Consider the following 13,232-nt stretch of genomic DNA (forward strand, 5'->3'; position numbering starts at 1 on the left):
CTTTCAGTATTGCTGAAAAACTCTAGTAGCACCGCCCCGGCCGGAAGAAATACGCCCCCATCCGCAACCTACTACCCGTTTCTTGCGCATATCCTTTGCTGCCACCCAGTGGCGCTTCTATTCCTTACTTTCTAATCTGCACCCCATGGAACCCAATCAACCTGCCATTCCCACCCCTACTACCAACGCTGCTGAAGGTCTGACGGCCTCTGACCAATCACAAAGTGTACCACAGGCTAGCTACGGCGCAGCCGACGCCAGCACCGCTAAGTCTTCCAGCCCCAAAGCTGCTGGCAAAAGCTGGACGGAATATGCCGACTTGCAAAAAGTAGTTGACCAGCTGCCTCAGGGCGTGCGCGACTTCTGCTCAAACTCCTGGAACAAGGTAGGCAACCTTAGCACAACGCAGAAAGTAGCCGGTGTTGCTGCATTAGCCGGCTTGGGCTACCTGGCGTTGCGTTCGGGCAAGGCTAAAAGCAAGGGTACCAGCGCAACCTACAGAGGTGCTCAGCAAACCTACCGCTCCGGTGCATACACGTCCGCTTCCCAGGCCGATGACAGCCGCCGTATGGACCGCGGCCCCGGCCAGTGGAGTGGTTTCGACCGGCAAAACGAAAATCGTGTGGGCGGTAGCTACCAGCCCAGCAGCTCGGATTATTCGGCGGGCTTCAACTCCGACGAAACAAGCCAGCCCATCATCACTACCCGCAACCAAAGCTACCGCGGTAGCGCCGCTGCCGACGAGCTGAACACCGCTGGTTTCGGCAGCGCTGAATAACTAAATACAGCTCCTACAATACAACGGGGCCCCAAGCTATATGCTTGGGGCCCCGTTGTATTGTAGGAGCCATCCGCTTGCTTTTTAGAATGGCGGCGGCCCGTCGTCGAAGGTGCTGCGCGGGAAGGGCTGCGCCGTGGGGGGAGCATCGTTGTTGATGCGGGAGCCCAGCCGGATGGTGTTCGGCGCAAAGGCCGAGGAATCATCGTCGAAGGTACTAGTGGGGAAAGCTCCGGGGTTAAAGCTGGCATCGCCAAAGCCACCGGCCCCATCAAGGTCAGCAAACTTGGTGAAGCGCCCGATAAACTTGAGCTGTACGGTTTCCAGGGAGCCGTTACGGTGCTTGGCAATAATTACCTCGCCGGTACCCTGGGTGGGGTTGCCCATTTCATCCTCCGTAATCTTGTAGTACTCGGGGCGGTAGAGGAAGATTACCATATCGGCATCCTGCTCGATAGAACCCGATTCACGCAGGTCACTCAACTGGGGCTTCTTGTCGCCACCGCGGGTTTCCACCGAGCGGGAAAGCTGGGACAGAGCCAGCACCGGCACATTCAACTCCTTGGCAATGCCTTTCAGCGCCCGCGAAATCGAGGCAATTTCTTGTTCGCGGTTGCCGCCCCCCTTGCCGTCCGTGTTGCCCGTCATCAACTGCAGGTAGTCAATGATAATCATCTGGATATCGTGGTGGGCCTTGAGGCGGCGGCACTTGGTGCGCAACTCCCGGATGCTGAGTCCCGGCGTATCGTCGATGTAAATAGGCGCCGACGACAAAGCCGAAATTTTGTGGTTGAGCTGGGCCCACTCGTAGTCGGCCAGGTTGCCCTTCTTAATCTTCTCGGAATCTAGCTCGGCTTCAGCCGAAATCAAACGATTCACGAGCTGGAGCGAGGACATTTCCAAGGAGAAGATGGCCACCGGCTTCTTGAACTCCACCGCCGCGTTGCGCATGGCCGACACCACGAAGGCCGTTTTACCCATACCTGGGCGGGCTGCAATAATAACCAAGTCGGATGGCTGCCAGCCGCTGGTTACGCGGTCGAGGGCCGAGAAGCCCGAGGGCACGCCCGTGAGGCCGTCTTTCTGATCTTTCTTTTCTTCCAGCTCCTTGATGGCCTTTCCCATCAAGCTGCGCATGTCGTCGAAGTTCTTGCGGATGTTCGACTCCGACACTTCAAAAAGCGACTGCTCCGTGCTGTCTAGCAGGTTAAATACGTCGGTAGTATCCTCGAAGGCGTCGCGCTGAATGTCGCTGGCAATGCGAATCAACTCGCGCTTAATGGCATTTTCGGTGATAATGCGGGCGTGGTACTCAATATTGGCCGCCGAGTTTACCTTAAACGTCAGGTTGGCCACATAGTGAGCCCCACCGGCGGCCTCCAGCTCGCCCATTTCCCGCAGCTCGTGCGTAACGGTCAGAATATCAATTGGCTCCGACTTGTCAAACAAATTCAGGATGCCCTTGAAGATGCGCTGGTGCCCATCCTTGTAGAAGCTCTGGGGCTTGAGAATATCGATTACGGTGGTAAGAGCGTCCTTCTCGAGCATAAGGGCGCCCAGTACGGCAGCTTCCAGTTCCAGCGCCTGCGGGGGCAGTTTGCCGGCGGGGCCGCCCATAGGTATAGCAGGCGTGGGCCGACTATTCCAGGCAGCTTTGGCCCGCGAGGCCGAAAGTTTCAGGCGGTCATCCATCCGGTCGTTCATCAGCAGGTAAGCACTACAAGGTAAGCAGGTTTGAGCGGTTTGCCGTTTGGGCTAGGTAGGTTTCTTTCCACCTACTGTCCGGTTTTTCGGCAAAGGGGTACAAAGCTAACGGGTGAGGTTTACAATCCGCAGGTGGCACAAAAGGTTTCTTTTTTGTATGCTAATAAGGTGAAGAAACTGCACACAAAAAGGAAGAAATTAGATTCGGAACCTATACGCCGGTCTTCGGAAGCTCGTGTACGGCAGCTCTCACCCAATCAGCTTACCTTTGCCGCCCCGCATACCATCCTACCTGAATGGCCTCCACTCCTTCTTCGCTCCAACGTCTGCACCTGATTGCCATCGGGGGTAGCATCATGCATAACCTGGCCCTGGCCCTGCACAAGCGCGGCGCCCACGTAACGGGCTCCGACGACGAAATATTTGAGCCGGCTAAAAGCCGACTGGCGGCGGCTGGGCTCCTCCCCGTTCAGGAAGGCTGGTTTCCGGAGAAAGTATCCACTGACCTCGACGCTGTAATTGTGGGTATGCATGCCCGCCCTGATAACCCCGAGCTGCTGAAGGCCCAGGAGTTGGGGCTGCGCGTATATTCTTTCCCCGAATTTATTTACGAGGCCTCCAAGAATAAGCAGCGCGTAGTTATTGGCGGTTCGCACGGCAAGACCAGCATCACCTCGCTTATTCTGCACGTGCTACGCTACCATGGCCGCAAGTTCGACTACGCCGTGGGAGCTCAGTTGGAAGGCTTCGACCTGATGGTGCAGCTCACGGAAGATGCACCCATTATCATCATCGAAGGCGACGAGTATCTATCATCACCCATCGACCGGCGCCCGAAGTTCCACCTGTACCAGCACCACATTGGGGTGATTTCGGGCATCAGTTGGGACCACATCAATGTGTTCCCAACCGAGGAAATTTACCGGGAGCAGTTCAAGACTTTTGCCGACATGACGCCCAAGGCCGGCACGCTCATCTACGACCGGGACGACGAGCAAGTGCAGCTTGTAACGGTACCTTCCAGCCCCGATGTGAAGTACATCGGCTACGGTCCGCACGAGCACGTCATTCGCCAGGGTAAAACATTCTTGCTCAATAAGAAGGACGAGGAAGTACCCGTGCAGGTGTTCGGAGAGCACAACCTGCGCAATATTTCGGCCGCCAAAGAGGTGTGCAAGTGCTTGGGCATTAAGGGCAAGGATTTCTACGAAGCTTTGGGCTCGTTTAAAGGTGCTGCCCGCCGCCTAGAGCTCGTGCGCGAAGGCCAGGAGTCCGTTGTGTACAAAGACTTTGCCCACGCGCCTAGCAAGCTCAAGGCCACTGCCACGGCGTTTAAAAAGCAGTATCCTCAGCGCAAATTGGTTGCCTGCTTGGAGCTACATACATTCAGCTCCCTGAATCCAGCCTTCCTGCCCCAGTACGCTCACACTTTCGATGCGCCCGACGTGGCCGTGGTGTACTTTAACCCGCACGTGCTGGAACACAAGCGCCTACCGCCGCTGCCCCCTGAGGCGGTGCAGCAAGCCTTCCAGCGCCCCAACCTGCAGGTGTTCACGGACAGCCGGCAGCTAGCAGAATTTCTACGTAACCAAAACTGGCAGAACGCGAACCTGTTGATGATGACATCGGGCACGTTCGATGGGTTGGATCTGGTGCAGCTTGCAACGGACATTACCAAGTAGGAGCCCGGCACCTATCCCCTTTTTACCGGCGGATGCGGGTCTCGCGTCACTACTTTGCTATGAAACACACCATTCTTCTGTTGCACGGCGCGCTGGCCACGGAGGCGCAGTTAAAATTCCTGACGCGGGAGCTTCCCCCGTTCTATGAGGTGCACTCATTCTCGTTCGGTGGGCATGGCGGGCGTCCCCTGGTAGCATCAGAATTCACGATGAGACAGTTTGCCCAGGAGGTTAAGCAGTTCATCATGAAGAATGACTTGGCACCCGTGCACGCCTTCGGCTACAGCTTGGGAGGCTACGCGGCCCTTACGGCTGCCCTTACGGCCCCTGAGCTGTTCAGCAGCATCACGACCCTAGGCACCAAGCTCGACTGGTCGCCGGCACTGGCCGCCCTTGAAACGCGCTGGCTGAACCTGGAGAAAATGCAGGAAAAAGTACCCGAGTTCGTAGCAAAGCTAGAGCAACTGCACGCCCCTACCCCACTACCGGACCTGCTGGCCGCAACCGCTGCACTACTGCGCAGCCTTGGCGAGTCACCTTTACTGACGCCCGAAACGCTGGGCACGCTGGAGGTGCCCGTGCAAGTGCTAGTAGGTGAACTAGACAAAACGGCCGACGTGGATGCTTCCCGCTACTTCGCCGACCACTTGCCTCGGGCTACGTTTGAAATCATCATGAACACCCCGCACCCCATAGAGAAAGTAAACCCCGATTTGCTAACAAACCGCATTGCCCGGTTTGTGGAAGCGGTGCAGGAAGACATGGTATAGCTTCCTTTCTCTTTGCTAGCCAACACGCATAAAAAAGGGTCCGCCGTACGGCGGACCCTTTTTTATGCGTGTTAATTGTCCTCGGGTTTCTTAGCGGGCGGGGCCGGCGTGGGCCGGCGCCGGTCGGTAGTGACCAGCAGGGCCAGGGCCGTGAGGGAAAGGCGAAGAATCCATTTGCGGCTGAGCATGGCTAGCGGCGGGGAAAAAAGGTATTGTGGTCTTCTACGCGCAAATCGCACCGGCTGCCCCCCGTATTTTCCTCGCATGTGGTGCCTACAATCTCGTTTTTCTCGAAGTTGAAGAAGCAGAACGTGCAGCCCACGCCCGTAATGATGTAGCGTGCAGCGGCCGAGCTTAGGTACAAGCTGTTATCGGAGGAGGTTTGCAAGGGCAAGGCCATGCCCCGGAACATGCCGTGGTGCAGGCCCAGGCCCACGAGGTAGTACACGGCCTTGTCTTTCGACGTTTCCTGCACTTTCCGAATCATAGTTTTGTCGATAACGGTACCATCTCCGAATTGGCGAGTGAAGCCGCTGGCCAACTGCTCGCGGGGGATGATGTACTGAATTTTTCCATCCGACACCTGAGCAATCTGCTTACTGGTAGCTTCCAGCGTCCGCCGGGTTACCACATCGGGGTCATTGGTGGGCGAACTCATCTCGGGGAAGCCCCGCTTGGTAGTTTCGCAGGCTGCTAGCCCAACCAAGGTCAGCAGGCCACTCACAACCAGTGGAGAAAATACAGAACGCAGAGAATACTTCATTTAGGAATTGATAGTCACCTACTCTTAGCGAGCGGTATAGTATTTACGAGCCTCAGGCAGCTCTTTCTGAATGGCCGCAATGCGTGTACCATTGGAGGGGTGAGTAGAAAGAAACTCGGGTGGCGAAGCCGTGTTTTCGCGGGCATCCATCCGCTGCCAAAATGCCACCGCCCCGTCTGGATTGTAGCCAGCCATGGCCATAAAGATAAGGCCTAGGTGGTCAGCTTCCGACTCTTGGCTGCGACCGTACTTTAGTAGTCCTAGCTGCGAACCAAGGCCTACGGCTTGCAGAAACACGTTTTGCGTAAGGGTGGGCGTTTGTCCTACGGCCGTTGAAACGGCTGCCCCTACCCCTTGCGCGGCATATTGCTGGCTGGCCCGCTCCGAGCTATGCTTGGCTACGGCGTGGGCTATTTCGTGGCCCATTACTACGGCCAGGCCATTTTCATCCTGCGTGATGGGTAGGATGCCGCTGTATACGGCCACTTTGCCGCCGGGCATGCACCACGCATTTTCCTGTTTGTCTTCAATCAGATTAAACTCCCAGGCGTAGCCCTCCAACTGGCTGGATTGGTTTTGCTGCCGAAAATACGTTTCCACAGCTTGCTGAATACGCTGGCCTACCCGCTTCACCATGGCTGCTTGGGCGCCACTAGTAACAACTCGACTGGAATCCAGCACGGCGCGGTATTGGGTGGCAGCCATCTGGTTCATTTCCGTATCGGAAACGAGGCTGAGCTGACGGCGGCCCGTAATGGGAACGGTGGAGCAGGCGGCCGCCGTAAACAGGCAGCTGGCCAGAGCTAATTTCTTAAGCATCGGCAAGAGAGGGTTGAGGAAAGCGACGTAAACAGAACGGAACGACGCCGGCCAAGGCACCATGCCAGATGCCAGCCAACGTCGCGTTGCTATACGTGAGGCAGTAGGCAAAATGTTTGGCCGATCAGCGTAAGCTGCAAAAAGCCCCCTCGTTTGCGTTTCGGCCCGCGAATTAAACGCTATTTTTGGCCTTCACCCCCTCTAGCGGTCATCGTAAGAGGCTTTTTCCTAGAATCTACGCCTCTTGGCCTTTCAACTTCTTGAGCATGAAAATTCTTTGCATCGGCCGCAACTACGCCGAACATATTGCCGAACTCCAGAACGAAACGCCCGACGCTCCCGTCATTTTCTCCAAGCCGGACACGGCCCTGCTGCAACGCAACCAGCCCTTTTTCCTGCCCGATTTCTCCCAGGATATCCACCACGAGATTGAGCTGGTGCTGCGCATCTGCAAGAACGGCAAGAACATCGAAGAGAAGTTTGCTCCTACCTACTTCGACGCCATCGGCTTAGGTATCGACTTCACGGCCCGCGACCTGCAAAGCAAGCTTAAGAGCAAGGGCCTACCCTGGGAGCTGGCTAAAGGGTTTGACGGCTCGGCGCCCATTTCTCAAGAGTTTAAGCCCGTGGCCGATTTTGCCGATCTGAAGAACATCGACTTCCACCTGGAAGTAAATGGCGAGGTGCGCCAGCAGGGCAACTCTAGCATGATGCTCCACGATTTCAACAAGATCATCAGCTACATCTCGCAGTTCATCACCCTCAAGATGGGCGACCTCATTTTTACGGGTACTCCCAGCGGGGTGGGCCCTGTGCAAGTGGGCGACCAACTCACGGGATACCTAGCCGGCGAAAAGCTTCTGGACTTGGCCATAAAGTAAGCCTCAGCCCTTCCTACCGGTAGTAGCCCTGCCGGTAGGAGGCCATATTTCACCATAATCCATCTGGCCCTGGAGGCACGATAATGGCTTGTGCAGGCGTTGCAGTGATGCCGCCTTCTTTTTCTTGCTGCTGATTCTCCTTTTTTGAATGTCCTTTTTTGCACAACACCAGCCCTGGCGGCTGCTTGGCGTAGCGTTGCCCTTTGGGTTGCTACTGGGGTTGCAGCCCGCTGCTTGCGGCGGGCAGGAGCCTGATTCTACTGAGCCCGCCCGGTCTACTCTTCCTACCCCAACGGCCAATTCCCGGCCTGAGGTACCCAACGGCTACTTCTTGTTTCCTATTAAGCCCGGCCAGCAAAATTTTCTAGCGGCCAGCATGGGCGAGCTGCGTCCCAACCACTTCCACGGAGGCCTCGATATTAAAACCGATGGCCGCGTTGACTTGCCGGTACACGCTTCTCAGGATGGCTACATCTCGCGCCTCAAGCAAAGCAGCTTTGGCTACGGCAACGTGCTCTATATCACCCACCCCAACGGGCTAACGACGGTATATGGGCACTTAAACCACTTTAAAGGTCCCGTGGCCGAGGAGTTGCGGCGACGTCAATACGAAAAGCAAACCTATGAGCTAGAGTTGTTCTTCAAACCCGGCCAGTTTCCCGTGAAGCGCGGCGACATTGTGGCGTTGTCGGGCAATACGGGTGGGTCGGCGGGCCCCCACGTGCACTGGGAAGTCCGCGACCAGCAGGACAACCAGCTCAATCCTTTGCAGTGGGGTGGCTTCCAAGAGATTCAGGACCACGTGGCCCCCTCCTTGCAGGTCTTTGCGGTGGAGGCCCTCAGCATTGACGCCCGCGTGCAAAACCGCTTCGGTAAGGCGGTGTTTGTTCCCAAAACGCCACCTCTCCCCAACGGCGGAGGCTACGTGTGGGCCGATACCATTGCCGCTAACGGCACGGTGGGCCTGCTGGTGCAAGGTTTCGACCGGTTCGACCAGGCGTGGAATAAAAACGGCTTTCAGAAGGTAGACGTGCTAGTGAATGGGCAGCCCCTGTACTCGCACGTGGTTGACAATATTCCGTTTCCGGAGGGCTCCCGCCAGGTAAACCAGCACATGGACTACGAGTGGCGCGCCACCCAAGGCAGGCAACTGGAAAAGCTGTTTGTAGACGATGGCAATGAGCTCAGCATCTATACCACGGGCGCAGCCAAGGGCCGGTTGCGCGTGGTGCCGGGCCGCATCTACAGCGTAGAAATTCGGATGGCCGACTCTTACGGCAACATGACGCCGCTGCGCTTTGTGCTGCGCGGTGAGGAAGCGGGCTACTACAAAACGCGCTCAGCCGCCGTCAAAACACCCAGCCTGCGGTTCGATGTAAGCCGCAACCTACTGGTAGCCACGGCCGCCGACCCCGACACGGCCGCAGTAGGCGGTAATCTGACCTTGTTTAGCGGCAACCGCCGCCTGACGCTTAAGCCCAGCTACACGGCCCAGAGCCAGAACACCTACCTCTACGATTTGCGAGCCGGCCTACCCGATTCCATGCAGTTCGGGCGCATCACCAAGCGGTTCGACCGGCAGGCCATGATACCGGCGGGCCGGGAGTTCGGTTTCTCGACGGCTAGCATGAGTTTGGGGTTCAATCTCAAAACCTTGTTTGACACCCTGTACGTGCAGACCACCTACAAGCAAGGCCTCTGGACGGTACACTCGCCCCGCACGCCACTCTACCAGCCCCTGCGCCTCACCCTACGACCCGGTGGCCCTGTAGCAGACCCGCGCCGCACGGCCATCTACAGCGTTTCGGCGAAGGGAGGGCGCGCCTACGTGGGTGGCAAATGGGATGCTACGGGCACCAGCGTTTCGGCCCCTATTAAAACCTTTGGTCAGTTTCGCCTCCTGACAGATACAATACCCCCCTCAGCCCGCCTTATTAGCCGGGGTGCAGGAGGCCTGGTGTTCAAAGTTGGCGACGATCTTTCGGGGGTAGCTAGCTATAAACTACTGGTAAACGGGCAATTCCGCCTGTTGCGCCACGAGTATAAAAATGCCACCCTGTTTACAGAGCACGACGACACGCTGGGCCCGGCCTTGCACGGTCCGGCTACCCTATACCTCACGGACCAAGCTGGCAACGAGAAAGTCATTAACCTGACTTTGTAGCACGCCCAGCAGCACCCACAACAAAAAGGCCCTCTTCCGTGGAAGAGGGCCTTTTTGTTGGCAGAATGACGAACAGCGGGAAGCTTAATTGGCCGGTTGTCGGACAAATACTTCCCCCATTTTATCTTCCTCCTTGATTAAAGGCCGCACAATAATGCGGGCACCGCGCTGGTAGGTGAACAGGCGGTATACCCAGTTGGCCAACACAATCAGCTTGCTGCGGAAACCAATGAGGTAGTACACGTGTACAAACAACCACGCCACCCAGGCAATAAACCCGCGGAGAGTTTTGTTGCCGGGCAAATCGGCTACGGCCCGGGCCCGGCCTACAATGGCCAGGGAGCCTTTGTCGAAGTAGCTGAAGGGCTGCCACGCTTGGTTGCGGAGTTGGCGCACCAAGTTTTTACCGAGGTGAGCCCCCTGCTGCAAGGCGGGCTGCGCTACCTGTGGGTGGCCCTTGGGCCACTTATCGGTTTTCATCACGGCCACGTCGCCAATGGCGAAAATGTCTTCGTAGCCTTGCACTTGGTTGAAGGTGTTGACCAAATAGCGGCCGCGCTCTACTACCTCGGCGGGAAGTCCTTCAATGATGGCACCGGCTACGCCAGCGGCCCACACCATGGTCTGGCTGCGGATCTGTTCGCCATCCTTGAACTTCACCGTATGTCCGTCGTACGAATCGACCAGCTTGTTGAGCTTGATGATGACGCCCAGCTCTTCCAGGTACTCGTGGGTATTCTTACTCGACTCTGGTGACAAAGGCGGCAGAACCCTATCCAAGCCATCTACCAGGTAGATGTTCATTTGTTTGAAGTCCAGCCCAGGGTAGTCTCGGGGCAGAATGTGGCGGCGCATTTCAGCCAGGGAGCCCGCCAGCTCCACGCCCGTGGGGCCCGCCCCCGCAATAACAATGTTGAGCAGGGCCTGACGCGTTTCGGGGTCGCGCGTCATGCTGGCTTGCTCAAAGCTTTGCAGCAGCTGGCTTCGCAGGTTTACGGCATCATCCAAGGTCTTTAGACCAAAAGCATGCTGCTTAATCTGCTGATTGCCGAAGTAGTTAGACGTAGTACCCGTAGCAATTACCAGGTAATCGTAGCGGATAGACCCAATAAGGGTAGTCACCGTTTTGGCGGCTGGGTCAATATTGGTCACCCGCACAAAGCGGAAGTGGAAGTCCTTGCGGTCGTCAAAAATTTTCCGAACAGGTTCGGCAATGGATTCGGGCTCCAAGCCGGCCGTGGCCACCTGATACAACAGGGGCCAGAAGCCGTAGTAGTTCAGCTTACTTAGCATCACTACCTGAAAGTCCTTATCAGGCAGATCTTTTGTCAGATTAACCGCCCCAAAGCCGCCGCCAATAATGACCACGCGGGGTTTGTTCGTATCTGGTATGTTAAGCGAGAGATGTTCCAGGTGCAGCATGAGCAGAAAGGAATGAGAAGTAGTACCTATACGAGCAACAATAAAAAACCGGCCGAAACTGCTTACTACCTGCCGTTGAGCTTGTTAGCTCACGGCTTATAAGTTAGCAGCTTCAGCCGGCCCACCGCGTTATTTAGTCGCGTGGTCAGGCCGTTGAATTTCTAGCGCGCCAGGTAGCCCCCATCTATTGGATAGTAAGAACCCGTCACAAAGGAGGCCTTATCTGAGCTGAGCCATAGCACCAACTCGGCAATTTCCTCAGCCCGTCCTAGTCGCCCAAGAGGATGCAAAGCTACTAATTGTTGCTTTTGTGTGACAGGAAGATCTTTAAGTAAAGGCGTTTCAATGTAACCCGGCCCTACCGCATTGATCCTAATGCCCTGGGTAGCATACTCCAACGCGGCTGATTGCGTGAGCCCTACAACAGCATGTTTGGCCGCCGCATAGGCTGCCGAATTGGGCGTACCTACCTGCCCGAGGATGGAAGCCATGTTGATAATGCTACCTCCCGCCTGCATTACAGCCAGCTCGTACTTCAGGCAAAAGAACACACTGTTGAGGTTAACGTCGATAACCTTTTTCCAGCCTTCTAGGCTGTACTTACCCACTGGGTTTAGCTCGCCCCCAATACCGGCATTGTTGCAGGCAATATCCAACTGCCCGAAAGCTGAAACTGCTTTTTGCACCAGGGCTTCGCACTGGGTGGGGTCACTCACGTCGGTGCGCTGAAACTGAGCCTGGCCGCCAGCCTGGGTTATTTCGGCCACCAGTTGCTGCCCCTTCTCAGCATCCACATCCGATACCAGCACGCTGGCTCCTTGTTGGGCGTAGAGTTCGGCAATAGCTTTACCAATACCGGATGCGGCGCCCGTTACGAGGGCTACTTTGCCTGCAAGTTGCTTTTCCATACTACATGTGGTTTTTGAGTACGCTCAGGTATCTACTTACACCCTTGATACATATCCCTACATTCGTTAGCTTGACCAAGGCAGGCTACTTTCTTTTCTACTAGCCCCTAAGCACCAACTGGAAACTAGGGTATATCCTGGCACGCCGATACCGCGTACAGGTAGCATCCTTTCTTCTCCTCGACCATGTCCAACGACTTACTTAAACGCCGCCGGCCCGTTTTGTTTACGGCTATTGCTGCTACTGTTGCCACGGGCGTAGCAGCTTATTCGTACGCGCGCCGCAAGCTGCAGGCGCCCTTGGCTACGGTAGCCCACGTTGATCTGCACAAGTATGCGGGCCTTTGGTACGAAGTTGCCCGGCTACCTACGCGGTATGAAAAGGGATGCCAGCACGTTACGGCGCACTACAAGCTGCAGCCCGACGGCAAAGTGAAGGTGCTCAACACCTGCCACAAGAATGGACTGGAAGGCCCCGTAGAAACGGCTACGGGCACGGCACGGGTAGTAGACCCAGTGACGAATGCCAAGCTGAAAGTCAGCTTTTTCTGGCCTTTCGAGGGCGACTACTGGATCCTGGAGCTAGACCACGCCGACTACCGCTACGCGTTGGTGGGCGAGCCTAGCCGCAAAAGCCTGTGGATCTTAAGCCGCACGCCACACCTAGAGCGCAGCATCCGCGACCGGCTAGTGGCTTATGGCCGTGGCCTGGGTTTCCCCGTGGAAAAGCTAGTTTACACTCCCCAACCCATAGAGGAAGCAGGCGCATAGCTGTTCCCACGCTTGGGGCGGCTTGCTAGGCGCCAAGGGGGTAGCAGGCTGCCCTCCGTTGGGAGAAGCCGTACTTCCGTTCTACCTTCGTGGCATGTCTATTCCTCAATCTGGCGAGCTGGCACCGGCTTTTGAAGCCCACGACCAAGATGGTAACCTGCTCCGCCTCTCCGACTTCCAGGGCCGCAAAGTAGCCCTCTACTTCTACCCCAAAGACGATACCAGCGGCTGCACGGCCCAGGCCTGCGACCTGCGCGACAACTACCAGCAGTTGCTGGGCGCCGGTATTCAAGTGCTTGGCGTCAGCATCGACTCTGAGAAGTCGCACAAGAAGTTTGCAACCAAGCACGAGCTGCCCTTTCCGCTGCTAGTAGACGAGGACAAGAAGATTGTGCAAGACTACGGCGTATGGCAGGAAAAATCCATGTACGGCCGCAAGTACATGGGCACTATGCGCTACACCTTCCTCATCGACGAGGAGGGCAAGATTGAAAAGGTCATCACTAAAGTGGATACCAAAAACCACGCGGCTCAGCTGCTATAATTTTCAAGAGCCCTGCCCCTCTGGCA

At 56.5% G+C, this 13,232-nt stretch carries 12 protein-coding genes; 7 read left to right on the plus strand and 5 right to left on the minus strand.

Annotation, left to right across the window (positions count from 1 at the left end):
• Positions 1 to 145: 145 nt before the first annotated feature.
• Complete coding sequence (locus CHB83_RS11115) at positions 146 to 778, plus strand: hypothetical protein (protein WP_089332678.1); 633 nt, start codon at positions 146 to 148, stop codon at positions 776 to 778.
• Between the two features lie 84 nt (positions 779 to 862).
• On the opposite strand, the gene dnaB is transcribed toward CHB83_RS11115, so the two are convergent.
• Positions 863 to 2,395: a replicative DNA helicase gene (gene dnaB, locus CHB83_RS11120; RefSeq protein WP_245855347.1), complete on the minus strand. Its 1,533-nt coding sequence runs from the start codon at positions 2,393 to 2,395 to the stop codon at positions 863 to 865.
• Between the two features lie 383 nt (positions 2,396 to 2,778).
• Here dnaB and CHB83_RS11125 point away from each other — a divergent pair, with 383 nt between their 5' ends.
• Together CHB83_RS11125 and CHB83_RS11130 are read left to right on the plus strand one after the other, a co-directional pair.
• Positions 2,779 to 4,164 (plus strand): UDP-N-acetylmuramate--L-alanine ligase, encoded by a 1,386-nt coding sequence (locus tag CHB83_RS11125; protein ID WP_045687291.1) that lies wholly within the window; start codon positions 2,779 to 2,781, stop codon positions 4,162 to 4,164.
• A 59-nt stretch (positions 4,165 to 4,223) separates the two neighbouring features.
• On the plus strand, positions 4,224 to 4,934 hold the full coding sequence (locus CHB83_RS11130) for an alpha/beta fold hydrolase (RefSeq protein ID WP_045687298.1): 711 nt from the start codon (positions 4,224 to 4,226) through the stop codon (positions 4,932 to 4,934).
• A 190-nt stretch (positions 4,935 to 5,124) separates the two neighbouring features.
• Here the strand turns inward: CHB83_RS11130 and CHB83_RS11135 are convergent, their stop codons facing one another.
• Together CHB83_RS11135 and CHB83_RS11140 are read right to left on the minus strand one after the other, a co-directional pair.
• Positions 5,125 to 5,697 (minus strand): hypothetical protein, encoded by a 573-nt coding sequence (locus CHB83_RS11135; protein ID WP_045687290.1) that lies wholly within the window; start codon positions 5,695 to 5,697, stop codon positions 5,125 to 5,127.
• A gap of 24 nt (positions 5,698 to 5,721) precedes the next feature.
• Entirely contained in the window at positions 5,722 to 6,516 is a 795-nt protein-coding gene (locus CHB83_RS11140) for a M48 family metallopeptidase (protein WP_045687289.1), read from the minus strand.
• A 266-nt stretch (positions 6,517 to 6,782) separates the two neighbouring features.
• Between CHB83_RS11140 and CHB83_RS11145 the strand changes: the two genes are divergently transcribed.
• Together CHB83_RS11145 and CHB83_RS11150 are read left to right on the plus strand one after the other, a co-directional pair.
• Positions 6,783 to 7,397 carry a fumarylacetoacetate hydrolase family protein gene (locus tag CHB83_RS11145; protein ID WP_045687288.1) on the plus strand — a complete coding sequence of 205 codons (615 nt, stop codon included), beginning with the start codon at positions 6,783 to 6,785 and terminating at the stop codon, positions 7,395 to 7,397.
• A gap of 148 nt (positions 7,398 to 7,545) precedes the next feature.
• Entirely contained in the window at positions 7,546 to 9,561 is a 2,016-nt protein-coding gene (locus CHB83_RS11150; protein ID WP_089332680.1) for a M23 family metallopeptidase, read from the plus strand.
• Positions 9,562 to 9,645: 84 nt separating this feature from the next.
• On the opposite strand, the gene CHB83_RS11155 is transcribed toward CHB83_RS11150, so the two are convergent.
• Positions 9,646 to 10,983, minus strand: a complete 1,338-nt coding sequence (locus CHB83_RS11155) for an NAD(P)/FAD-dependent oxidoreductase (RefSeq protein ID WP_055562691.1) — start codon at positions 10,981 to 10,983, stop codon at positions 9,646 to 9,648.
• Between the two features lie 161 nt (positions 10,984 to 11,144).
• Complete coding sequence (locus tag CHB83_RS11160; protein ID WP_045687285.1) at positions 11,145 to 11,891, minus strand: SDR family NAD(P)-dependent oxidoreductase; 747 nt, start codon at positions 11,889 to 11,891, stop codon at positions 11,145 to 11,147.
• 186 nt (positions 11,892 to 12,077) lie between these two features.
• Here CHB83_RS11160 and CHB83_RS11165 point away from each other — a divergent pair, with 186 nt between their 5' ends.
• Together CHB83_RS11165 and bcp are read left to right on the plus strand one after the other, a co-directional pair.
• Positions 12,078 to 12,662 (plus strand): lipocalin family protein, encoded by a 585-nt coding sequence (locus CHB83_RS11165; RefSeq protein WP_045687284.1) that lies wholly within the window; start codon positions 12,078 to 12,080, stop codon positions 12,660 to 12,662.
• Between the two features lie 94 nt (positions 12,663 to 12,756).
• Entirely contained in the window at positions 12,757 to 13,206 is a 450-nt protein-coding gene (gene bcp, locus CHB83_RS11170; RefSeq protein ID WP_045687296.1) for a thioredoxin-dependent thiol peroxidase, read from the plus strand.
• Positions 13,207 to 13,232: the final 26 nt, after the last annotated feature.

The sequence above is a fragment of the Hymenobacter mucosus genome, from assembly GCF_900188255.1.
In the GTDB taxonomy this organism is placed as follows: Bacteria; Bacteroidota; Bacteroidia; order Cytophagales; family Hymenobacteraceae; genus Hymenobacter; species Hymenobacter mucosus.